We start from the raw sequence: 23,702 nt of genomic DNA on the forward strand, positions 1-23,702 counted from the left end.
ATCGCCATGGGTGTGATCGCTTCAGATCGTCGGACACTGGTAGTGGGGCTCGGTAATACCGGGCTCTCATGTGTCCGCTATCTGTGCGAAAAAGGCCGTGAGCCGGCCGTGGCAGACAGCCGGCCAGAGCCACCGGGGCTGGCACAGTTGCGTGAGCAGTATCCGCAAGTGCCGGTTTATCTTGGCGACTTCGATCCGGACACCTTCGCCGGTTTCAATGAACTGGTGGTCAGCCCCGGCGTCCCGGTGGCCGAGCCCGCGATTCGCAGGGCGGTTGAGAAAGGCGCCTTGATCCGCGGTGATATTGATCTGTTTGCCGAAGCGGCTGATGCGCCGATTATCGCCATCACCGGATCCAATGGCAAAACTACGGTGACCACGCTGGTTGGGGAAATGGCAAAAGCCGCAGGCCTGAAAGTTGCGGTGGGTGGCAATATCGGCACGCCCGCGCTGGATCTGCTGGGCCAGGGTGCAGAACTCTATGTCCTGGAACTTTCCAGCTTCCAGCTTGAAACGACCCATGAACTCAATGCAATGGCGGCAACGGTGCTGAATCTGTCCGATGACCATATGGACCGCTACGCCACCAAGATGGATTATTTCCGGGCAAAACAGCGGATTTTCAACGGTTGTCAGAACGCCATCGTTAACCTGGACGATGCCCTGAGTACCCCCATGGCCCGGGATACCCTCCGGTTCCTTTGTTTCGGTTTCCATCGGGTCAATCCGGAGACATTCAGCACCCGGGACGACGAGCATGGCACCTGGATCACCTTCGGATTCGACAATCTGATTCTCGCAGACGAACTTGGCCTGCTGGGACACCACAACATCAGCAATGTGATGGCAGCGCTCGCTCTCGGCCACGCCGCCGGCCTGCCAATGGACCTGATGCTGGAAACGGCCCGGAACTTTAAAGGGCTGCCCCACCGTTGCGAGTGGGTTCGCCGGGTGGCTGAGGTCGATTACATCAATGATTCCAAGGGCACCAATGTGGGCGCTACCGCGGCCGCCATCGAAAGTCTGGTGCCTGCCGGTGGCAGGATTGTGTTGATCGCCGGTGGCGACGGCAAGGGCGCGGATTTCTCACCCTTGAAAGCACCGGTGGCCGAGCATTGCCGCGCGGTGATCCTGATTGGCACGGATGCCGGTCGCCTGGCCGACGTCCTGGGCGATTCAGGCGTGGTTCACCTGGAAGACTCGCTGGCCGATGCGGTAAAAAAAGCCGCCAGCGTCGCCGTCGCAGGGGATCGCGTTCTGCTATCTCCGGCCTGCGCAAGTTTTGACATGTTCCGCGATTATAAGGATCGCGGTGATCAGTTCCGCAGCCTGGTCGGGCAGCTGGAAGAGGGGGCACTGGTATGAGTGCGGATATGACCCTCAACCACCACAACACCCGTTTCAGTGACCTGCGGCCGTTGCCGTTACTGATCATCAGTTCGGCCGCCCTGCTGGTGGTGGGCATTGTAATGATTTCTTCGGCGTCCATGGATATTGCGGCCGAAACCATGGGTAATGGCTACCATTATGTGATCCGGCAGCTGATTTTTGCCGGTCTCGGTTGCGTATTTGCGCTGGTCGCGGTGAATGTGCCGATTTCATGGTGGGAGCGCAGCGGCTGGCTGCTGTTGGGTATTGGCATGCTGTCGCTGGTGCTGGTGCTGACGCCCCTGGGCCATACCGTCAACGGCTCTACCCGCTGGATTCCTTTCGGCCTGTTCAATGTGCAGGTGTCCGAGATTGCCAAGCTTTGCCTGATTGCCTATCTCGCCGGATATGTGGTCCGCCGCCGGGAAGAACTGCTCAATACCTGGCTCGGATTTCTCAAACCCGTAGTGGTGCTTGGGCTGGCCTCGGTGCTGCTGGTTATCGAGCCTGATTTTGGCGCTACGGTAGTATTGGTGGCTGCCGCGGCCGGAATGATTTTTCTCAGTGGTGTCCGCCTCAGCCGCTTTATGCCGCTGATTGGCATACTGGTCGTGTTGGGGTCGGTTCTGATTCTTACCCAGCCCTACCGACTCAAGCGCGTGGTCAGCTACCTCGACCCCTGGAAAGACCAGTTCGATTCCGGCTATCAGCTGACCCAGTCCCTGATTGCGTTCGGACGCGGTGACTGGGCCGGTACCGGCCTCGGTAACTCCGTTCAGAAACTGTTCTATCTGCCGGAAGCCCACACCGACTTTATCTTTGCCATCATCGCTGAAGAATTCGGTCTGCTGGGATCGCTTATTGTGCTCGGCCTGTTCACGGTACTGGTGGTTTCCGGTCTGGTAATCGCCCGCAAGGCGGAAAAAGCGGACATGCCCTTTGCTGCCTGTTTTTCCTACGGTATCACTCTGCTGATCGGGCTTCAGGCCAGCATCAATATGTCGGTCAGCACCGGACTGCTGCCAACCAAGGGCCTGACCCTGCCGCTGGTGAGCTATGGCGGCTCCAGCCTGCTGATTACCGCCGTGAGTATCGGTGTGCTCATCCGCGTCGACATGGAGCGGACGGACCGGGAAAGGACCGCGAAATCGCCGGAATCCGCCCTGAAAAAACGCGGAGGTGCCTGTTATGAATGAAGCCAGGCGCTTCCTGATGATGGCTGGTGGAACCGGTGGCCACGTATTCCCGGCACTGGCAACTGCCCGCCTGCTGCAGGGCAAAGGTCACGAAATTTACTGGCTGGGATCAGCCGGAGGCATGGAAGCGCGCCTGATCGCTGATACCGATATACCGCTCTCGCTTATCAAGGTTTCCGGGTTGCGGGGCAAGGGCAGACTGGCCTTGCTGCTGGCACCCTTCCGGCTGATGCGGGCGCTGGGACAGGCGTTCACTGAAATGCGCCGGATCCGGCCCCATTGCGTGGTTGGCATGGGCGGCTTTGTTACCGGACCTGGCGGCATTGCCGCCTGGCTGACCAGAACGCCGCTGGTTATCCATGAGCAGAACGCGGTTGCCGGGATGACCAACCGCCTGCTCGTGCGTTTCGCCGATACCGTGCTGGAGGCATTCCCCGGCAGTTTTGGCCAGAACGTGGTGACCCGCTGTACCGGCAACCCGGTGCGCCAGGATCTGACCGTTTTGCCACCCCCGGAGGATCGGCTGGCAGGCCGCTCGGGCGCGCTGCGGTTACTGGTAGTCGGGGGCAGTCTGGGCGCCCGGATTTTCAATGAGGTTGTCCCGGAAGCACTGGCCCTGATGCCGGAAGAGCGCAGGCCGGAGGTTCGGCATCAATGCGGTGAAAAGCACCTCGATGCTGCGCAGGCCGCTTATGGCGATCATCGGGTCGAAGCCAGTGTGCAGCCCTTTATCAGGGATATGGCAGAGGCCTATGGGTGGGCTGACCTGGTGCTGTGCCGGTCGGGTGCGCTGACGGTATCAGAGCTTTGCGTTGCGGGTATGGGCGCGATTCTGGTGCCCTTCCCCCATGCCGTTGATGACCATCAGACTGCGAATGCCCGGCAGATGGTGAAAGCTGGCGGTGCCATTCTGGTTCCCCAGCCGGGGCTGACAGCAGAGTCGCTGGCGCAGACATTGGCGGAACTGGCGCAGGACCGGGAGCGGATTCTCGAAATGGCGACAGCGGCGAAATCGCTGGCTCGCCCGGATGCGACGGAGCGAGTTGTGAATTACTGTCTGGAGGCTGCCAATGACTGAGCACACGAATCCACCGCTGGTGTACCAGGTGCCAGAGATGCGCCGGATACGGAATATTCATTTCGTCGGCATCGGCGGCGCGGGCATGAGTGGTATTGCCGAAGTACTGAAAAACCAGGGCTACGACGTATCCGGTTCGGACATTCGCGAAGGCGTGGTCACCGACCGCCTCAAAGCCATGGGTGTAACTGTGTTTATCGGGCATCGCGAAGACAACAGTGCGACAGCAGACGTGGTCGTGGTGTCCTCTGCGGTCAGCAGCGAAAACCCGGAAGTGTCGGCGGCCAGAAGCCGCCGGGTGCCCATCGTACCCAGGGCGGAAATGCTGGCGGAAATCATGCGTTACCGCCACGGTATTGCGGTTGCGGGTACCCATGGCAAAACCACAACCACCAGCCTGATCGCGTCAATACTTGGCGAGGCCGGCCTTGATCCCACCTTTGTTATTGGCGGCAAGCTCAACAGTGCGGGCACCAATGCCCAGCTCGGTGGTTCCCGGTATCTGGTGGCAGAGGCCGATGAAAGTGACGCCTCCTTCCTGCACCTGACTCCCGTCATTTCGGTTGTCACCAATATCGAAGCCGACCACATGGATACCTACGGTGGGGATGTGGGTCGCCTGAAGCAGACGTTTCTGGATTTCCTCCACAACCTGCCCTTTTACGGCGTGGCAGTGATGTGTGTGGATGACGACTATGTGCGGGAAATCATTCCGCGGATATCCCGCGCCATCATCACCTACGGGATTGATAGTCCGGAGGCCGACTACCGCGCTGAAGACATTGTTTCCGACGGCTTGCGTACCCGGTTTGTGGTCCGTCGTCCCGGCGATCGCAGCGATCTGAAAGTCGAGCTCAAAATGCCCGGCCGTCACAACGTTCTGAACGCCGTGGCGGCAATCGCCGTGGCCACCGATGAGGGCGTGGATGATGATGCCATTTGCCGGGGTCTTGCCGGATTTGCCGGCGTGGGCCGCCGGTTTCAGGTGTATGGGGATTACCAGACCCGTAAAGGCACCATCACCCTGGTGGACGACTATGGCCATCACCCCACGGAAGTCCAGGCCATTATCCGCGCCGCCCGGGATGCCTGGCCGGGTCGTCGGCTGGTGATGCTGTATCAGCCCCATCGTTTCTCAAGGACCCGGGATCTGTATGAAGACTTTGTCCGGGTGCTGTCGGAAGTGGATGTTCTGCTTCTGATGGAGGTCTACGCGGCCGGTGAGGCGGCCATTCCCGGCGCGGACAGCCGTGCTCTGTGCCGCAGTATCCGTCAGCGCGGTAATCTGGAGCCCATCTTCGTTGAAGACAACAGCGAAATCGAGCACCTGCTGGGCAACGTCCTGCACGACGGTGACCTGCTGATTACCCAGGGCGCAGGTGATATTGGTGGTGTCGCCACCAGGCTTGGCGCAGCGGGGGTGATTTCAGATGAGTGATTCCCTGCGCATCGATATTCCGGCTTATCAGGCCGACCCGGCAACGGTCAGCGCCCTCGGGCGGGTAGCTGTGTTTATGGGCGGTAATTCGGCTGAGCGGGCGGTGTCCCTGAAAAGCGGTCAGGCAGTGCTGTCGGCACTGCTGGCTGCAGGTGTCGATGCCTACGCCGTTGATGTCCGGGGCTGCCTGCTCAGAACCGTCGACGCCCCGGAATTTGATCGCGTGTTTATCGCGTTGCATGGTCGTGGTGGCGAGGACGGAACCATTCAGGCAATCCTCTCCCAGGCGGGCATTCCCTTTACCGGCAGCGAGATGATGGCCTCGGCCCTGGCCATGGACAAACTGCGCACCAAGTATGTGCTGGAGGGCTGCAACCTGCCGACACCCAGATTCAGCGTAATGGCTGCCGAAGCGGACGCTGACCGGATCTTGCTGACCTTGCGGCCGCCACTGAGTGTCAAACCTTCCCATGAAGGCTCAAGCATCGGCATCTGCAAAGTCAAAGACCGTGATGAGCTCGTCTTCGCTTATCAGCAGGCAGCTGCTCTGGACCCACTGGTATTGGTGGAAGAGTGGATCGAAGGTCCGGAATTTACGGTCAGTCTGCTACAGGACGAAGCGCTGCCGGCTATCGGCCTCAGCACCGACCATGTGTTTTACGACTATGAAGCCAAGTACCTGACGGACGACACGCGCTATCAGATTCCCTGCGGCCTTGATCCGGAATCCGAGCTCCGCCTTCAGCAGCTCTCACTTGAGGCGTTCCGGGTGCTGGGCTGCCGGACCTGGGGCCGGGTCGACATCATGCAGGACAGCGCCGGCGAGTTCTGGTTGCTGGAGGTGAACACCGTCCCCGGCATGACCGATCACAGTTTGGTGCCAATGGCGGCCAGAGCCGCGGGCATCAGTTTTGAAGAACTTGTGGTACGGATTCTCGAAGACACTCTCGACAAAGCAGATCTGCGGGAGCAACAGGATGTTTGACCAGATACTCATCCGGAGCCGACCGGTGCCGTCGGACCCGCCAGGACGGCGGAATGCCACCCCCCTGGAGACGGAGCCGGGCCGTTTCCGCCTGCTGGTTGCGGTCCTGGCCACGGTGCCCTGGGGTCAGGTGGTCATCGGTGCGGGCATTGTGTTGCTTGCGGCTCTGGTGCCCTGGGGAACGGGCCAGGTACTGGCCACGATGGACCGTCAGGTGATGGCGATAGATATTACCGGTGATCTGGTCGGTGAAAGCCGGGTCGCGCTGGAACGCAGTGCCGGGCAATGGGTCGGGCGCAGTTTCTTCGCCACCGATCTGTCCGATGTCAAAGCCGGACTTGAGCAGCGCCCCTGGGTTGAATCAGCGGCGGTAAAACGCGTCTGGCCGGACCGCCTGGCTATCGAGGTCCGGGAGAAGAAGCCCCTGGCTTACTGGAGCGACGGTCGTCTGGTCAGCCGCTCTGGCGAAGTGTTTGCGCCACCGAATCCGGAAGTTGCGGGCAGGCTGCCGCTGCTGTCGGGGCCGGATGACCGGGTAATGGATGTGATCCGGATGGCCCGCAGCATGTCCGCGACCCTGACCGAGCATGGTCTGGGTTTTGCCGGGCTCAGCCTGGAACAGCGCGGTGCCTGGACCCTGACGCTGGCTAACGGCATTGAAGTGGTGCTGGGTCGGGATCAGGTGAGCGAGCGCTTTGAGCGGTTTGTCACCGTGTACCAGCAGCGGCTGGTATCGCGGGCAAGTGAAGTGAAACGTGTGGACGCCCGCTATAGCAATGGTGTGGCGGTGAAATGGAAGTCGGATGCAGCGGTAGCGGATTCCGGGAAAAACACATGAAAACGATAAATTCAGACCTACGGTTTGGTGGTACGCATGTCATCGGGTGAAACGGAAAACATGATTGTCGGCCTCGACATCGGAACTTCAAAAGTGGTTGCGATTGTCGGCAAACGAAAAATGGACGGGACCATCGAAGTGGTGGGTATCGGCTCGAACCCTTCCCGCGGACTCAAGCGCGGTGTCGTGGTGAATATCGAGACCACGGTCCAGGCCATCCAGCGAGCGGTGGAAGAGGCCGAGCTGATGGCGGGTTGCCGGATCCACTCGGTATACGCAGGTATTGCCGGCAGCCATATCAAGAGTCTGAACTCTCACGGCATAGTCGCGATCCGTGACCGGGAAGTCACCCAGGCGGACATCGACCGGGTCATTGATGCGGCCCAGGCCGTCGCGATTCCGGCGGATCAGAAGATTCTGCATATTCTGCCCCAGGAGTTCGTCATTGATAGCCAGGAGGGCATCAAGGAGCCGATGGGCATGTCCGGTGTGCGCCTGGAAGCCAAGGTGCACCTGGTGACCTGTGCGGTGAATGCCGCCCAGAACATCGAGAAATGTGTCAGGCGCTGCGGCCTGGAAGTGGACGACATCATTCTGGAGCAACTGGCTTCCAGCCACGCCATCCTGACAGAAGACGAAAAAGAGCTGGGCGTCTGCGTGGTGGATATCGGCGGTGGCACCACCGACATTGCGGTGTTTACCGGAGGCGCGATCCGCCATACCGCGGTGATACCGATTGCCGGTGATCAGGTCACCAACGACATTGCCATGGCGCTGCGCACGCCGACCCAGAACGCTGAAGAGATCAAGATCAAGTACGCCTGCGCACTGACTCAACTGGCCGGAGCAGACGAAACCATCAAGGTGCCCAGCGTCGGCGACCGGGCACCACGGGATCTTTCCCGCCAGGCCCTGGCCGAGGTGGTCGAACCCCGCTACGAAGAACTGTTTACGCTGGTCCAGTCAGAATTGCGCCGCTCGGGATTCGAAGATCTGATCCCGGCTGGCGTCGTGATTACGGGCGGTTCCTCCACCATGGAAGGTGTGGTGGAGCTGGCCGAGGAAATCTTCCATATGCCGGTAAGACTGGCCTGTCCGCAGGCGGTCTCCGGTATGACGGAAGTGGTCAACAATCCGATTTACGCTACCGGCGTCGGGTTGCTGATCCATGGCTTCCGCCAGATGGATCATGGCAGGGCGCCGGCAATGAAAGGCGAGGACGCGCCTTCATTGTTTGAACGCATGAAGAGTTGGTTTGCCGGTCATTTCTGACGGTTGACCATGAAGCAATAAACGAAGGTTCGCGAAAATCAAAATCTCGAATGTCGGCTTTAAACAAAGTCGATAAACAGTATGTAAGGAGCAGGGAAATGTTTGAACTCGTCGATAATGTCCAGCAGAGCGCTGTCATTAAGGTAGTGGGAGTTGGCGGTGGCGGCGGCAATGCCGTTCGCCACATGCTCAACAGCGAAATCGAGGGCGTGGATTTTATCTGCGCCAACACCGACGCCCAGGCGTTGACGGACCTTGATGCCCGCCAGATCATTCAGCTTGGTGGCAATATCACCAAGGGTCTTGGCGCTGGCGCCAATCCGGAAGTGGGACGCCAGTCCGCCCTGGAAGATCGCGACCGAATTGCAGAGGCGCTCAAGGGTGCCGACATGGTGTTCATAACCGCTGGCATGGGTGGCGGAACCGGCACCGGTGCTGCGCCTGTGGTCGCCGAAGTGGCGCGCGAAATGGGCATCCTGACCGTGGCCGTGGTTACCAAGCCGTTCATGTTTGAAGGCGGCAAGCGTATGAGCGTGGCGGAAGCGGGTCTGCGGGAACTCGAGGAAACCGTCGACTCGCTGATCACCATTCCCAACGAGAAGCTGCTTGCGGTCATGGGCAAGAAGACCAGTCTGCTGGATGCTTTCGGCTCTGCCAACGACGTCCTGCTCGGCGCCGTTCAGGGTATTGCTGATCTGATTACCCGCAACGGCATGATCAACGTCGACTTTGCCGACGTGAAAACCGTGATGTCCGAGATGGGCAACGCCATGATGGGTACCGCCCGCGCCACTGGTGAAAACCGCGCCCGGGAAGCCGCAGAAGCCGCTGTTCGCAGCCCGCTGCTGGAAGATATCAACCTGCAGGGCGCCAAGGGTATTCTGGTGAATATTACCGCTGGCATGGATCTCAACCTGGGCGAATTCTCCGAGGTGGGTGACATTGTGCGGGAATTTGCGTCCGACTCTGCCACCGTGGTTGTAGGAACCGTTATTGATCCGGAAATGACCGATGAGCTGAAAGTGACGGTTGTTGCCACTGGCCTTGGGGGTGATCGTGAGAAGCCGACCAAAGTGGTGGACAACTCCCGCACCCTGGATGGCACAACGGATTATAACCAGCTGGACCGCCCGGCAGTGCTGCGCCGTCGCGCCGTCGCTCGCGGTAATGTTGCGATTGATCACAGTAAAGACAATGAGGAGCAGGGAGTCGACTATCTCGATATTCCCGCATTCCTCCGTCGCCAGGCCGATTGATAGACTCTTGCAATCGTAGACAGAGTGAATCCGGTTGACCTGCATGACGTATGCAAGCGAACGGCCAGCGGGCAAGTGCCTGCGCCAATAGTGTGCAAGAAATTGGTTAAATGGTATTCAGTTTGGCTTTCTGATATTATCCGGGCAGATTTTTGCCCCAGATTTTATCACTTATTTGTGACGGAAAAATTTATCAATGATCAGACAACGGACACTCAAAAACACCATCCGCGCGACAGGTGTCGGCCTTCACTCGGGTGAGAAAGTCTATTTGACCCTGAAACCCGCGCCCGCAGAGACCGGAATTGTCTTTCGCCGGACTGATCTGGACCCTGTGGTCGAGATCCAGGCGCGGGCGGAAAACGTGGGTGAAACCATGCTTTCAACGACCTTGTTGAAAGACGGTGTCCGGGTGGCGACAGTGGAGCATTTGTTGTCCGCTATGGCTGGTCTCGGAATTGACAACTGCTACGTGGAACTGAGCGCCGCGGAAGTGCCCATTATGGATGGCTCTGCAGGGCCGTTTGTGTTCCTTCTCCAGTCAGCGGGTATCGCTGAGCAGGAGGCGGCCAAGAAGTTTATCCGCATCAAGCGGGAAGTCACGGTGGAAGAAGGTGGCAAAGTGGCTACGCTGTTGCCCTTCGAGGGTTTCAAGGTGAGCTTTGGCATTGATTTCGACCATCCGGTCTTCAAAGGTCGCGCGCAGACCGCAACAGTGGACTTTTCAAGTACGTCCTTCGTGAAAGAGGTCAGCCGGGCCCGCACCTTCGGTTTCATGCGTGATATTGAACAGTTGCGCGCCATGAACCTGGCGCTTGGTGGTAGTGTGGATAACGCCATCGTGGTTGACGACTACAAGATCCTCAATGAGGATGGTCTTCGCTATGAGGATGAATTCGTCAAGCACAAGGTACTGGACGCCATTGGCGACCTCTACCAGTTGGGCAACAGTCTGATCGGCGAATTCCGTGGCATCAAGTCCGGCCACGACCTTAATAACAAGCTGCTACGTAAGCTCAGGGCCGAAGAGGATGCGTGGGAAGTAGTGACCTTTGACGACGAGGCTGCAGCCCCTATTTCCTATATGAAACCTGTGCTGGCGGCGGGCTGAAGCCGGATGCTTTAGTCCCTGACGTGGCTTGCGAGTTTTTCGAGAATCTCGCGTAGCTGCTGATCCTTCGTATGCCCGGCTTCCTCTCTGAGGAGCCGGGCATTTTCATTGCTGAGGGGCGTGGTTCTCCGGTAAGGCCGCTCGCCATGACGCACTGGCCGCACCTTTACTTTCAGTTTCCAGACAAAGCGGAAAAGCTCGTATTCCCGGACTGCTGTCATAATATCGTGCTGGCGGAACCGGATCTGGGTAGCTTTTGCAGCAGTATCCGTGGCAATTATGAGCTCGCCCTCATTGCAGCTTACAAACCGGCTTCCCTGTGCCAGGCTGTCCGGCATTGCGGCTATAACCTGCTGTTCTGCTTCCGCATGCTTGTCCGCTTTTGCGATCAGCTGGCGCAGCGCCGAGGCCCGGCCGAAGCTGTCGGGAGTGAGTTGCAGGTCGTTCTTCTTTTTCATATCAATCAGTAAAGCTCGACGTCAGGGGTTACGATTGGTTACACTCGGTCACGGTGAAACAGCGTGTCCTGTATTACACTTGTTCTACATTGTCCGGCGTGGGTCTGTCTACGGGCGGCTGCTACTTCAATCTGATGCAGTCGTTGCAAAGGATGGCGCACGCGATTTCGGACACGGTCATAACTGCCCGGGATCGAGTCGTCGGAGAGGATCTCCGCAATCCGGTACCGGATACCCTGGCGGGGCCGGTCAGATAACTCAGGGTGCAACACTGCAGGAAAAGGTTGCGCTCCCAATGACATCAGACGGTTCTATGAATATCATTCTGGTTGGCAAGAACCACGGAAAATCCCGCACACTTCACCTTAATCTGCCGCTGGCAGCAGGTCTCGGATTTCTCGTGCTCGGACTGCTGGCAGTTTCCGTCTGGTCAGGGTACCGGATGGCCCTGAGTGAGGTTCAGGTACAGGAGCCTTCGGAATCAGAGCTCGCCGCTCACTGGCAGGCGAGGCTTGACGACCAGAAAGCGGAACTTGCACAGGTCCGCCAGAACGTGCGTCAGCAGGTTGATGCCCTGACCCTCCGCCTCGGAGAGATGCAGGGGCGCCTGCTGCGCCTCGACGCACTGGGTCAGCGTTTCGTCGAGACCGGTGTGGTTGCCAGTGATGAATTCGACTTCAGTCAGCCTGCGGCAGTGGGCGGACCCGAGGACGACTTGAATGGTGACTCGTTCACCGCGCCCCAGCTGACTGACATGATTGATTCCCTGGCCCAGCGCATCGAGGATCGCGAACACCAACTGCGCATGCTGGATATCGTGTCGTCCCAGAAGAAACTTGAACATGAGCGTTACGTGGAAGGCCGTCCCATCACCTGGGGTTGGCTGTCATCAAAGTATGGCTACAGATCCGATCCTTTCACGGGCAAACGTACCTGGCACAATGGCGTTGATCTGGCCGGCAGGGAAGGCAGCGACATTATTTCCGTGGCCGCCGGAGTGGTGACCTTTGCCGGCGAACGTTACGGTTATGGCAATCTGGTCGAAGTGGAGCACGGTGACGGCCTTGTTACCCGCTATGCTCATGCCAAGACGGTGAAAACAAAGGTAGGTGAGGTGGTACAGAAAGGTCAGGTACTTGCCGCCATGGGAAGTACCGGTCGCTCGACCGGACCTCACGTGCATTTCGAAGTACTGCAAAACGGCAAGTCCAAGAATCCAGAAACCTACATCAGCCGCGCCAGCCGCTGATCCGTCGATTTCTGCCGGGGCCACAGTGCCCCGCGGCATTCCCCTTTCTCAGAGCGTTGGGTCCATCAGGGCTTGTTTGAGTCCTATCTTTTGAACTCCTGTGAAATAAGGTTAGAATGCCGCTTCCTCCGATTAATCAAAGAAGCAGTGGTCTATGTTCACGAAGCTTGCAACAAAGATGTTTGGCAGCAAGAACGCCCGAGAAATCAAGCGTATGCGCAAAACGGTCTTGCGCATTAATGAACTTGAAGAAGACTATGGGAACCTGTCCGACACCGAACTGCAAGGAAAGTCTGCTGAATTCCGCCGTCGCTATGAGGAAGGAGAGACGCTTGATCAGCTGTTGCCGGAGGCGTTTGCTACCGCCAGAGAGGGCAGCCGCCGGGTGATGGGCATGCGCCACTACGATGTGCAGATGGTCGGGGGCATTACCCTGCATGAGGGGCGCATCGCCGAGATGAAAACCGGTGAGGGTAAAACCCTGGTGGCCACTCTCGCAGTCTATCTCAACGCGCTGACCGGAAAAGGCGTTCATCTGGTCACGGTCAATGACTATCTGGCCCGTCGCGACGCAGAGTGGATGGGCAAGCTGTACAGGTTTCTGGGACTGCAGGTAGGCGTGGTTGTCGCAGGTCAGCCGCAGGAAGAAAAACGCACCGCTTATCAGGCTGACGTTGTCTACGGTACCAACAACGAATTCGGTTTTGACTATCTGCGCGACAACATGGCGTTCAGCACGGAAGACAAGGTCCAGCGCAGCCTGCATTTCGCCATTGTTGACGAAGTGGATTCCATCCTGATCGACGAAGCGCGCACACCGCTGATCATTTCCGGCGCCGCGGAGGACAGCTCCAAGCTTTACCGGGCCATCAACGAACTGGTGCCCAGGCTTAAAAAAGGCGAGGTGAGTGCGGAGGACGAAGGCGACCCGGAGGGCGATTTCACGATCGACGAGAAAACCCGTCAGGTTGAGCTCACGGAAGCGGGCCACGAGCGCGTGGAAGAGCTGCTGCGCGGGATGGAACTGCTGCGTGAGGATGAAAGTCTTTACTCGGCCGCCAACCTCAGTCTGCTGCATCATGTGCACTCGGCACTTCGCGCCCATCACCTGTTCCAGAAAGACGTTGACTACATCATTCAGGGCGACCAGATAGTCATTGTTGACGAGCACACCGGTCGAACCATGCCGGGACGGCGCTGGAGCGAAGGTCTGCATCAGGCCATTGAGGCCAAAGAAGGTGTGCGCATTCAGGCCGAAAGCCAGACTCTGGCATCCACAACCTTCCAGAATTACTTCCGGCTTTATGACAAGCTTGCCGGCATGACCGGTACAGCCGATACCGAGGCCTTTGAATTCCGCCAGATCTACGGTCTGGACGTGGTTGTCATCCCGCCCAACAAGCCGATCCAGCGAATCGATTACAACGACCTGATCTATCTGACCCAGGAAGAAAAGTTCCACGCGATCATCGATGAGATCAAGGATGTTACGGCAGAAGGACGCCCGATTCTCGTCGGTACAGCGTCCATCGAAGCGTCTGAGCTGCTGTCGATGCTGCTGAAAAAGGCCCGGATTGAACACAAGATTCTTAACGCCAAACAGCACGAAAGCGAAGCCCAGATCATTGCCCAGGCTGGTCGCCCCGGTGCTGTTACGATCGCCACCAATATGGCTGGTCGTGGTACCGATATTGTGCTGGGCGGCAACTGGGAATTTGAAGTGGCGGCCATGGAGAACCCCTCCGAAGAAGAGGTTGCCCGCATCAAGGCTGAATGGACCGAGCGCCACAATCAGGTTCTGGAGGCCGGTGGTCTGCATATTATCGGCACCGAGCGCCACGAATCGCGGCGCATCGATAACCAGCTGCGTGGACGGGCGGGTCGCCAGGGTGATCCCGGTTCCTCAAGATTCTTCCTGTCGCTGGAAGATAATCTTATGCGGATCTTTGCGCCGGATCGCGTCAAGAGCCTGATGCAGGCGATGGGCATGAAACAGGGCGAGGCCATAGAGCACCGGATGGTGACCAACGCCATTGAAAAATCCCAGCGTAAGGTCGAAGGCCGCAACTTTGATATGCGGAAAACGCTGCTGGAATATGACGATGTGGCCAATGACCAGCGCTCCGTTATCTATGATCAGCGCAATGAAGTCATGGGGTCTGAAGACATTTCCGACATGGTGAAAACTATCCGCGAGGATGTCGTAGACCAGCTTGTCAGCGACTTTATTCCGCCCCAGAGTATGCCTGAGCAATGGGATGTCCCGGGCCTGGAGGCCCAGCTTCAGTCCGAGCTGGGGATTGATCTGCCAGTCCAGCAATGGCTGGATGAAGACTCAAAGCTCTACGAGGAAAGTCTGCGTGAGCGGATTCTGGATGCGGTTGTCGCAGACTACGAGGCCAAGGAGGAACTCGCCGGTTCCGAGCCGATGCGTAAGTTCGAGAAGCAGGTTTTCCTCCAGGTTCTCGATACTCTCTGGAAAGAGCATTTGTCGAACATGGACCATCTGCGCCGGGGTATCCACCTGCGGGGCTATGCCCAGAAAAACCCCAAGCAGGAGTACAAGCGCGAGGCTTTCAACCTGTTCGAGACCATGCTCGATACCATGAAGCGGGACGTGATAAGGGTAATTTCCCGGGTGAAGGTGCAGAGCCGCGAAGAAATGGAAGAAGTTGAGCGTCGCCGCAAGGAAGAGCTGGAGCGCGAACTGGCGCGGGCGAAGCTGCGCCATGATGAAACCAGCGCCGCTGCTGAAAAAGCCGCAGAGAGCGGGCAGGACGGCTCAGCGCCGCAGCCCCAGGGCACGCCCGATACCTTTGTCCGGGAAGGTCGCAAGATAGGGCGGAATGAGCCCTGTCCCTGTGGGTCCGGAAAGAAATACAAGCAGTGTCATGGCAAGGTCAGCTGACCCCGGGATGAGCTGACCGCACAGGATGAGCTTGGGACACACTGAATCAATGGCCCGCATCTGATCTTTTCAGGCTGCGGGTTTTTCATTTTGTGCCGTTTTACAAGTACAGGAGAATGATCATGGCCGTCGGCCCCGGAACCTTACCTCAGTTTTTTCCGGTCAAGGGTGTGAAAACCGGCATTGTCAGCGCCGGCATTAAAAAGCCGGGCCGCAAGGATCTGGTGGTTATCGAGCTGGCTCCCGGCAGCCGCGTTGCCGGCATCTTTACGACGAACCAGTTCTGCGCGGCACCTGTGCAACTCTGCCGCAGACACCTGCAGGCCGCGGAGCCCCGCTTCCTGCTGATCAATACCGGAAATGCCAACGCCGGGACCGGCGAGCCCGGGATGAGAGACGCTGTCGCCTGCTGTGCCGCGCTGGCCGAAAACGCCGGGGTCGAACTACAGGCCGTACTGCCTTTTTCCACCGGTGTCATCGGCGAGCCGCTGCCCGCGGGCAGGATCATCGACGCTTTGCCGGCGCTTCTGGCAGGCACCGCCGAGGACCGCTGGGCAGACGCCGCCGCCGGCATCATGACCACCGATACCCGTGCCAAGGGGGCGTCAAGGCAGCTGCATCTGGGCGAGCATCGGGTGAACATTTCCGGAATCAGTAAAGGTGCAGGCATGATCCGTCCCAATATGGCCACCATGCTCGGCTTCATCGCCACTGACGCAAAACTGGCGCCGGAGCTGTTATCCCGGTGGTCGGCCGAGCTTGGCGAGCGGTCTTTCAACCGCATCACCATCGACGGTGACACCTCCACCAACGATGCCTGTATGCTGATGGCAACGGGCCAGTATGGCGGGCCGGAAATTGACGCAGACAGCCCGTTTGCCGACGACCTGAAAACGGCATTGCAGGAGGTGTATCTGGAACTGGCCCACGCCATCGTTCGTGACGGCGAGGGCGCTACCAAGTTTGTCACCATCGAGGTCAGCCGGGCCGCATCCGTTCAGGAAGCCCTGGATGTTGCCTTTACCGTAGCCCATTCACCCCTGGTCAAGACGGCCCTTTTCGCCTCTGACCCTAACTGGGGGCGCATCCTGGCCGCTGTCGGGCGCGCGGGTGTCGAGGGACTGGACCTGCAGGCGCTGGCCATCTTCCTCGGCGACGTTTGTCTGGTACGCAATGGAGGCCGCGCCGACGACTACAGTGAGGAACGTGGCCAGGCCATGATGAACCAGGAGGAAATCACCATTCATATTGATCTCGGGCGGGGTGAGGTGTCAGAGCGGGTCTGGACCTGCGACCTTTCCCATGACTACGTAACCATTAACGCGGAATATCGCACCTGAGCATGGCCGGTAAGCCCCTTGTCCATGTTGCAGTGGGTGTGATCCGCCGGGGCGACCGGGTGCTGATTGCCCGCCGCCCGGATCATGTCCATCAGGGTGGACTGCTGGAGTTCCCCGGCGGCAAAGTCGAACCGGGTGAGACTGTACAGAACGCATTGGTGCGGGAAATCCGGGAAGAAACCGGCCTCAGTGTCCCGGTGTCGGAACTTATGCCATTGATCGGTATCCGGCATGATTATGGTGATAAATGCGTGTTTCTCGATGTCTGGGAGGGCGTCAGCCGTTATGATGAGCCTGAAGGTAAAGAGGGGCAGCAGGTCGAATGGCGCAATCCGCTGGTACTTGCAGACGAAGATTTCCCCGCCGCCAACCGGCCGATCATTCGGGCACTGCGCCTGCCACGATCTTACGCTATCACCGGCAAGGCCTCGGGGCCTGAGGATTACCTGCAAAGACTGAAACGTTCATTGCCCGGTAGCAATCTGAGTCTGTGCCTTCTGCGCGCCCCGGAGCTGGATCAGGAGTCTTACCATGAACTGGTGGCCGGTGCGATCAGACCGGCGGACTGGAACGCCGGCGTACAGTGGATGCTTCACGGCGCGTTGCAATGGCTGCACGAATTTCCGCAGGCGGCCGGTCTGCACATGCCCTGGCGCGAGGCCAGGCGTTACAGCCGTCGCCCGATTGATGGCCGCTATCTGCTGGCTGTTTCCTGCCACAATGCCGAGGAAATTCAGCACGCGATCCGGCTCGAAGCCGATTTTATCACCCTGGGCCCGGTGAAATTGACGGATTCGCATCCCGGTGCGGCGCCACTGGGGTGTGACAGATTTCGTGCTCTGGTTTCCACTGCCCCGGTCGTGGTTTATGGCCTTGGCGGCCTGGGCAGGGCTGACGAGCATGCCATGATAACGTCCGGGGCGCAGGGCGTGGCGGGTATCGGCTTCTGGTGGCCTGCAGCCGTGCCCAAACAATGAAATTCGGAGAATGACATGAGTAAGCTGACACATCTGGACGACAAAGGCGAAGCCCGCATGGTGGATGTGGGCGACAAAGCGGTAACCGAGCGCGAGGCCCGGGCCGAGGGCGTGATAAGAATGGCACCCCGGACCCTGGCGATGATCATTGAGGGTGAACACCCCAAGGGTGATGTGCTGGCTGTCGCCAGGATTGCCGGCATTATGGCCGCCAAAAAGACCCACGATCTGATTCCGCTTTGCCATTCGCTCAATCTTTCGTCGGTAAAGGTGGAGCTGACCCCGGGGGCGGACGGCCAGAGTGTCACGGTGCTGTCCCGATGCCGGCTTTCCGGCCGGACCGGTGTCGAAATGGAAGCGCTGACGGCGGTAAGCGTGGCGGCACTGACGCTCTACGATATGTGCAAGGCGGTTGATCGGGGCATGGTCATTGATGGTATTCGCCTGCTCGAGAAAAGAGGCGGTCGCAGTGGGCACTGGTCTGCTTCTGAAGGATCAGCGTAACTGTCTCGGTAACCCACTCAGCAGGAGAGGTCAGTGCCCAGACTACGCCAGCAAGACGGCCCCGTGATAGAATGCGTGGCCCGTTTGACCGAACCACGAGGAAATAGTGTGGCTGTTCGTTATGTCGAGACCTGCCGTCTTCCAACGCCGTTTGGTGTTTTTGACATGCATGGCTTTGAAGAGCCGGATACCGGCAAAGAGCATATTGCCCTGACCCTGGGTGAGCTTGACAGCCCGGAACCCATGCTGGCCCGGACACACTCTGAATGTCTGACGGGCGACGCGCTTTACAGTATGCGCTGTGATTGTGGCTACCAGCTTGAGGAAGCGTTGAGAAGTATTGCCCGGGAGGGTCGGGGTATCCTGATGTATCTGCGCCAGGAAGGACGTGGTATAGGCCTGCTGAACAAGATTCGCGCCTATAACCTGCAGGACCGGGGGGCAGATACGGTCGAGGCAAACGAGCAACTCGGTTTTGCGGCAGATCTGCGGGATTACGCGATGTGCCGCGACATGTTGTCCCACCTGGGCATCAGCAGTCTGAGGCTGATGACCAACAATCCGCGGAAGGTGGACGCCCTGACAGCACTGGGCATAGATATTGCGGAGCGAGTGCCGCTGCACGTCGGGCGCAACCCCCACAACGAGCATTATCTGAATACCAAGCAGAGCAAGCTGGGGCACTGGTTCGAGACCCATCAGGACGACGACCTGACTATCTGATGTCCGGCGTCCTGATGGCGCAGGTGCCACTCTGGCTGCGGCTTATTTTACGGCAGCCAGAAGATCAGTCGGCTTGGTAAGCGCCCACCTTTTTTCGATTGCCCGCAGAATGCCCTCCGCGTCCAGGCCCACCTCCGACAGCAGTTGTGCGTGCTTGCCGTGGTCAACAAAGGTATCAGGCAGGCCCAGTTGCAGTATGGGCTGCAACACGTTCCGGCTATTGAGCAGTTCGGTAACCGCACTGCCAGCCCCGCCGGCTATTGCATTTTCTTCAAGCGTGACCAGAAGGTCATGTTCCTCGGCAAGCGTGAGGATCAGCTCCTGATCCAGGGGTTTGACGAAGCGCATGTCTGTTACCGTTGCACCCAGGGCTTCAGCCGCCTCCAATGCGGGCGCAAGCAGTGTACCAAAATTCAGGATTGCAATGCCCGAGCCTTCTCTCACCCGGCGTCCCCTGCCAATGGGCAGAGCAGCCAGTTCGGCCTTTATCTCTGCGCCCGGGCCAGTCCCCCGGGGATAGCGGACTGAAGCCGGGCCGCTATGCAGCATGCCGGTGTGAAGCAGTTGCCGGGTCTCGTTCTCGTCAGAGGGCGTCATCACGATCATATTGGGAACGCAGCGCAGGTAGGTGATATCGAAAGCACCTGCGTGGGTGGGGCCGTCTTCACCGACCAGTCCGGCCCGGTCGATCGCAAACAATACATCCAGGTTCTGGATTGCGACATCGTGGATCAGCTGATCGTAGGCCCGCTGCAGAAAGGTTGAGTAGATCGCAACAACCGGTTTGGCTCCATCGCAGGCCAGCCCGGCCGCCAGGGTGACCGAATGCTGCTCGGCAATGGCGACGTCGAAGTACCGCTCCGGGAAGCGCTGGGAGAACGCCAGAAGGTCCGAGCCTTCGCACATGGCCGGAGTGATGCCCACAACCCGCTCGTCGGCTTCAGCTGCGTCACATAGCCACTGCCCGAAAACATTGGCATATTTGGGCTTTGACGGTTTCGGCTGGACCGGCTCGGGCCGGGAAGGGGGCACCGGTTCAATCTTGTTGATGGCATGGTAACCAATCGGGTCCGCTTCTGCAGGGGCGAATCCCCTGCCTTTGGTGGTCACCACGTGCAGGAACTGGGGACCGTCCAGTTCGCGGATGTTCTCCAGGGTTTCCAGCAGCAATGGCAAATCATGGCCGTCAATGGGGCCGATGTAGTTAAACCCCAGCTCTTCAAATAATGTGCCCGGAGAGATCATGCCCTTGAAGTGTTCTTCGGTTTTTCGCGCCAGCGCCATCAGGTTGGGCGTGCCCTGCAGCACTTTCTTGCTGCTGTCCCGGACCTGGTTGTAGGTGCGGCTGGCCAGCAGTTTGGCAAAATAGTTGTTCAGGCCACCCACGTTGCGGGAAATGGACATATCGTTGTCATTGAGAATCACCAGCATGTCCGCGTGCAGGTGTCCGGCATGATTAAGCGCCTCAAACGCCATACCGGCGGTCATCGCGCCGTCACCAATCACGGCAATGCTTTTACGGCCGGTTTTCTGTATCCGGGAGGCAATCGCCATGCCCAGTGCCGCGCTGATGGAGGTGCTGGAATGACCCACGCCGAAGGTGTCGAATTCGCTTTCGGCTCTTTTGGGGAAGCCTGCCAGGCCACCCTTGCGCCGGATGCTGTCCATGCGGTTGCGGCGACCCGTAAGAATCTTGTGGGGATAGGCCTGATGGCCCACGTCCCAGACCAGGCGGTCTTCAGGCGTATTGAACACATAGTGCAGAGCCACCGTCAGTTCCAGAACACCGAGCCCGGCGCCAAAATGACCTCCGGTCTGGCCGACGGTCCAGAGCAGGTACGCGCGCAACTCCCGGGCCAGTTGGGTCAACTGGTCCGCTTGCAGCTCGCGGAGCTGGATCGGGGTGTCGATCCGGTCCAGCAAAGGCGTGTTGGGCCGCCGGGACGGGATTTCCTTGAAGGTATAGGGTTCGTGCATCTACTCGTGTCTTTGTCGGATGTTTCTGAATTTGACTTCTATTATAAGGGATGGAGGGTAATTATTTCATGCCCGTGACGATCTTCCGTCCCTCACAGTGTGCGCGTCTGGCTGGCTGACTATCAAGGCGCGAATTTAATACGTGCGGCCAACCACATAATCCGCCATTGCCCTCAGCGTGTCAGCCTCACTGCCAAAGGAGTCCAGGCTGGTCAGGGCGTTGCTGAGCAATCCGGCCAGATACTGGCGGGCCTGTTCAACGCCCATCAATGACGGGTAGGTGGGCTTGCCCCGCGCCTGATCCGATCCCTGGGGTTTGCCGATGACTGTGGTGTCGCCCTCAATATCGAGCAGGTCGTCCTGCACCTGAAACGCCAGACCCAGGGTGCGGGCGTAGTCGGTCAGTGCGCTGATCTGCCCCGGATCCAGGTCCGGCGCAGTCAGGGCGCCGATCCGGACCGCCGCCACGATCAGCGCGCCGGTTTTGTGCCGGTGCATGGATTCCAGGTGCTCAATCGACAGGTGCTTGCCGACCGATTCCAGATCGATGGCCTGTCCGCCTACCATGCCCAGATGCCCGCTGCCCTTTGCAAGTTCCCGGACCATGGCAAGCCGGGTCTGGTCGTCCACCATCGGCGCGTCTGCAAGCCAGTCAAAGGCCAGGGTCTGCAGTGCATCGCCGGCAAGAATCGCGGTGGCTTCATCAAATGCAATGTGGGTCGTCGGTCTGCCGCGGCGCAACTCGTCGTTATCCATGGCGGGCAGATCATCGTGAATAAGCGAGTAGGCGTGGATCAGCTCGGTGGCGCAGGCAGGCACAATGGCCGCCTCCCCGGACTGACCCACCGCTACGGCGGCGGCTAGGCACAGGGCCGGGCGAACCCGTTTGCCGCCGCCCAGAACGCTGTATTTCATGGCATCCAGAAGCCTGGTCGAGCCAGCCTCCGAAACCGCCAGACGAGCGGCCAACGTGGTATCAACGTCAGTACGGCATTGCTCAAGAAAGGTGGTAACAGGATCCATCAGGCAGAGTCGTCAGGCGTGAATGGCCTGGTCTCCAGTGTTCCGTCGCTGTTTTCGACCAGTTGATCAACCCGCTGCTCGGCGGTTTTCAGAGCCTGCTGGCACTCACGGGTCAGTTTCACGCCGCGCTCAAAGGCCGTCAGAGACTGTTCAAGGGATAGCTCGCCCCGTTCAAGATCATTGACCAGCTTTTCCAGTTCATCCAGTGATTTTTCAAAGTCGGTAAGGGACGAACTACTTTTTTCAGCGGCCATACGGGGCCTCCGGTTGTTCGCGGATTTTGGCGAATTATATCAAAGCTTCAGCCGGTTCGCTGCCAGCGAAACTGCCGGCGTTCCGATTTTTCGGCGTTCGGGCCATAGCTCTGCTCGGTGACCAGAATTTCTCCGGTCTGGCCTACGCTGACAATCGTGGTTGCCCGGGTTCCGTATTCTTCCCCGTTGATAAACGGGGAGGACAGGAAGCGCTCGGTTTCGATACCGACTCCGGTGTCTGGCAATTGCCGGTCCGGGGCGGGCGTGGTGTCCTGGAGCTGCCCGATCAGGGTCTCGTGCAACTGGTCCACATGCCCGGCAGGCGTGTCGCGAAGCAGGTCGCTGACTGAAGTACGAAGCCTTAGCAACTTGGGCCAGGGGGTCTGCAGCAGATGATTGCTGAGGCCGAAAATACCCCGGTGAATCTGCCGGCCCGGGTGGGTATCGCGGTTGCTGAAATACCATCCGCCGCCGGAATCCACGCGCACCAGATTAAAGCCGGCGTAATGGTCACGGTCGGGTAACAGGATTCCGGTCAGTGCCTCAGGTTGGTGTCTTTGTGCCAGTAACGGCAGCTCTCCCCGCGATCTGGCGGCATCAGCCTCACCGCTCTCTCTGACATTGGTCACGGCAGACACCACGCCATCACCGCTGACTGCCAGCCAGGTGCCGCCAGACAGCAGGTCCCGTCCGGCCAGAACTTCCTCCCCGGCGACCCCGCTTTGCCACCAGTCCATGGCTGCAGTCGGTCGCCGGAAAAATTCGTCACGGTTGGCGGCCACCACCAGGGGAAAATGCGGGTGCTGGTTAACAGAAAAAACGATCAGGCACATAAAAATCCGCTCCTAGGATCCGTCAAAAGCTGACTGAACCGGCCAGTGAACAAAAGCGCAACGGTGTGTATCATACCAGCCTCTGTTATAGACTGCGTGTGGCCTGAAAAATGACGCTGATTCCCCTTGTCGCGCTCTACCTCGCCCTTGGCGCCTTCGCTGGAACCATTGCCGGTCTTTTTGGTATCGGTGGCGGGCTGGTGATCGTCCCGGTGCTCATTTTCAGTTTTGGTCTTCAGGGCGTCAGTGCCGAGATTGCTGCCCACCTGGCTGTGGGAACATCACTGGCCACCATTGTATTCACCTCCATCAGCTCGATCCGCTCACACCACCTGCACCAGGCGGTTCGCTGGGATATTGTGCGATCCATGGTCGTCGGCATTGTAATCGGCGCGGTGATCGGAGCTGTCACAGCGTCAATGCTTTCCGGCGCCGCGCTGCAACTGCTCATCGGCGTTTTTGTTATTCTGGTGGCGTTGAAAATGATGCTGGAGGTCAATCCCAGACCGGGTCGCGAAGTGCCTGGCAAGCCCGGACTGACTGCTGCCGGTGCCGGCATCGGGGGGGCGTCGGCCATTTTCGGTATTGGCGGTGGCACCTTGACTGTGCCTTTTCTGAGCTGGTGCAACCTGCGGATGCAGAGTGCGGTAGGAACTTCGGCCGCCTGCGGGTTCCCCATTGCCCTGGCGGGTGCGCTTACCAACATCGGCACCGGCTGGAATCATCCCGATTTGCCAGACCTGAGCGTTGGCTTCGTTTATCTGCCGGCATTTGCCGGTATCGTACTCGCCAGTGTGTTTTTTGCCCGGGTCGGGGCGAATCTTGCACACCGGCTGGATGCCCGTCTGCTGAAAAAGATTTTTGCCATTTTTCTGATTATCGTGGGCATTCGTTTTCTGACCTGATTCTTTATT

The 23,702-nt window shown here is 58.9% G+C and carries 21 protein-coding genes; 16 read left to right on the forward strand and 5 right to left on the reverse strand.

Annotated elements, in window-relative coordinates:
* The first annotated feature begins 6 nt into the window (after positions 1–6).
* From murD to lpxC, 9 genes are all read left to right on the forward strand, one after another.
* Entirely contained in the window at positions 7–1,365 is a 1,359-nt protein-coding gene (gene murD / locus VJ956_RS02050) for a UDP-N-acetylmuramoyl-L-alanine--D-glutamate ligase (RefSeq protein ID WP_324081079.1), read from the forward strand.
* Positions 1,362–2,564, forward strand: a complete 1,203-nt coding sequence (gene ftsW, locus VJ956_RS02055) for a putative lipid II flippase FtsW (RefSeq protein ID WP_324081081.1) — start codon at positions 1,362–1,364, stop codon at positions 2,562–2,564. The genes murD and ftsW overlap by 4 nt, the downstream gene beginning before the upstream one ends.
* Positions 2,557–3,642 (forward strand): undecaprenyldiphospho-muramoylpentapeptide beta-N-acetylglucosaminyltransferase, encoded by a 1,086-nt coding sequence (murG, locus tag VJ956_RS02060; protein ID WP_324081084.1) that lies wholly within the window; start codon positions 2,557–2,559, stop codon positions 3,640–3,642. The genes ftsW and murG overlap by 8 nt, the downstream gene beginning before the upstream one ends.
* Complete coding sequence (murC, locus tag VJ956_RS02065; protein ID WP_324081085.1) at positions 3,635–5,080, forward strand: UDP-N-acetylmuramate--L-alanine ligase; 1,446 nt, start codon at positions 3,635–3,637, stop codon at positions 5,078–5,080. The genes murG and murC overlap by 8 nt, the downstream gene beginning before the upstream one ends.
* Complete coding sequence (locus VJ956_RS02070) at positions 5,073–6,065, forward strand: D-alanine--D-alanine ligase (protein ID WP_324081088.1); 993 nt, start codon at positions 5,073–5,075, stop codon at positions 6,063–6,065. The genes murC and VJ956_RS02070 overlap by 8 nt, the downstream gene beginning before the upstream one ends.
* Positions 6,058–6,903 carry a cell division protein FtsQ/DivIB gene (locus VJ956_RS02075; RefSeq protein ID WP_324081090.1) on the forward strand — a complete coding sequence of 282 codons (846 nt, stop codon included), beginning with the start codon at positions 6,058–6,060 and terminating at the stop codon, positions 6,901–6,903. The genes VJ956_RS02070 and VJ956_RS02075 overlap by 8 nt, the downstream gene beginning before the upstream one ends.
* A gap of 36 nt (positions 6,904–6,939) precedes the next feature.
* Positions 6,940–8,175: a cell division protein FtsA gene (ftsA, locus tag VJ956_RS02080; protein WP_324081092.1), complete on the forward strand. Its 1,236-nt coding sequence runs from the start codon at positions 6,940–6,942 to the stop codon at positions 8,173–8,175.
* 98 nt (positions 8,176–8,273) lie between these two features.
* The gene (gene ftsZ / locus VJ956_RS02085) at positions 8,274–9,431 is read left to right on the forward strand and encodes a cell division protein FtsZ (RefSeq protein WP_324081094.1); all 1,158 of its coding nucleotides are present in this window, start codon (positions 8,274–8,276) and stop codon (positions 9,429–9,431) included.
* 196 nt (positions 9,432–9,627) lie between these two features.
* On the forward strand, positions 9,628–10,542 hold the full coding sequence (gene lpxC, locus VJ956_RS02090) for a UDP-3-O-acyl-N-acetylglucosamine deacetylase (protein WP_324081096.1): 915 nt from the start codon (positions 9,628–9,630) through the stop codon (positions 10,540–10,542).
* 11 nt (positions 10,543–10,553) lie between these two features.
* Here the strand turns inward: lpxC and VJ956_RS02095 are convergent, their stop codons facing one another.
* Entirely contained in the window at positions 10,554–11,000 is a 447-nt protein-coding gene (locus VJ956_RS02095) for a DciA family protein (RefSeq protein ID WP_324081098.1), read from the reverse strand.
* Between the two features lie 313 nt (positions 11,001–11,313).
* On the opposite strand from VJ956_RS02095, the gene VJ956_RS02100 reads away from it, so the two are divergent.
* The 6 genes from VJ956_RS02100 to ribA all read left to right on the forward strand — a co-directional run bounded on the left by VJ956_RS02100 (position 11,314) and on the right by ribA (position 18,701).
* On the forward strand, positions 11,314–12,249 hold the full coding sequence (locus tag VJ956_RS02100; RefSeq protein WP_324081100.1) for a M23 family metallopeptidase: 936 nt from the start codon (positions 11,314–11,316) through the stop codon (positions 12,247–12,249).
* A 154-nt stretch (positions 12,250–12,403) separates the two neighbouring features.
* Positions 12,404–15,157, forward strand: coding sequence for a preprotein translocase subunit SecA (gene secA, locus VJ956_RS02105; protein ID WP_324081102.1), 2,754 nt, complete (start codon positions 12,404–12,406; stop codon positions 15,155–15,157).
* Between the two features lie 122 nt (positions 15,158–15,279).
* On the forward strand, positions 15,280–16,497 hold the full coding sequence (gene argJ, locus VJ956_RS02110; RefSeq protein WP_324081104.1) for a bifunctional glutamate N-acetyltransferase/amino-acid acetyltransferase ArgJ: 1,218 nt from the start codon (positions 15,280–15,282) through the stop codon (positions 16,495–16,497).
* A gap of 2 nt (positions 16,498–16,499) precedes the next feature.
* Positions 16,500–17,474, forward strand: a complete 975-nt coding sequence (locus VJ956_RS02115; RefSeq protein ID WP_324081106.1) for a Nudix family hydrolase — start codon at positions 16,500–16,502, stop codon at positions 17,472–17,474.
* Between the two features lie 15 nt (positions 17,475–17,489).
* Positions 17,490–17,978, forward strand: a complete 489-nt coding sequence (gene moaC, locus VJ956_RS02120) for a cyclic pyranopterin monophosphate synthase MoaC (RefSeq protein ID WP_324081108.1) — start codon at positions 17,490–17,492, stop codon at positions 17,976–17,978.
* Between the two features lie 108 nt (positions 17,979–18,086).
* Entirely contained in the window at positions 18,087–18,701 is a 615-nt protein-coding gene (gene ribA / locus VJ956_RS02125) for a GTP cyclohydrolase II (RefSeq protein ID WP_324081110.1), read from the forward strand.
* Between the two features lie 42 nt (positions 18,702–18,743).
* Here ribA and dxs read toward each other — a convergent pair whose 3' ends face one another.
* From dxs to VJ956_RS02145, 4 genes are all read right to left on the reverse strand, one after another.
* On the reverse strand, positions 18,744–20,678 hold the full coding sequence (gene dxs / locus VJ956_RS02130) for a 1-deoxy-D-xylulose-5-phosphate synthase (protein ID WP_324081112.1): 1,935 nt from the start codon (positions 20,676–20,678) through the stop codon (positions 18,744–18,746).
* Between the two features lie 135 nt (positions 20,679–20,813).
* A complete protein-coding gene (gene ispA, locus VJ956_RS02135) occupies positions 20,814–21,701 on the reverse strand; it encodes a (2E,6E)-farnesyl diphosphate synthase (protein WP_324081114.1) in 888 nt (295 codons plus the stop codon).
* Positions 21,701–21,955, reverse strand: coding sequence for an exodeoxyribonuclease VII small subunit (locus VJ956_RS02140; protein WP_324081116.1), 255 nt, complete (start codon positions 21,953–21,955; stop codon positions 21,701–21,703). The genes ispA and VJ956_RS02140 overlap by 1 nt, the downstream gene beginning before the upstream one ends.
* A 47-nt stretch (positions 21,956–22,002) precedes the next feature.
* Positions 22,003–22,788: an NRDE family protein gene (locus tag VJ956_RS02145; protein ID WP_324081118.1), complete on the reverse strand. Its 786-nt coding sequence runs from the start codon at positions 22,786–22,788 to the stop codon at positions 22,003–22,005.
* Between the two features lie 110 nt (positions 22,789–22,898).
* Between VJ956_RS02145 and VJ956_RS02150 the strand changes: the two genes are divergently transcribed.
* Positions 22,899–23,693 carry a sulfite exporter TauE/SafE family protein gene (locus tag VJ956_RS02150; protein ID WP_324081120.1) on the forward strand — a complete coding sequence of 265 codons (795 nt, stop codon included), beginning with the start codon at positions 22,899–22,901 and terminating at the stop codon, positions 23,691–23,693.
* The last annotated feature ends 9 nt before the right edge of the window (positions 23,694–23,702 follow it).

This window comes from Marinobacter sp. (genome assembly GCF_035268745.1).
Classification (GTDB): Bacteria; Pseudomonadota; Gammaproteobacteria; order Pseudomonadales; family Oleiphilaceae; genus Marinobacter.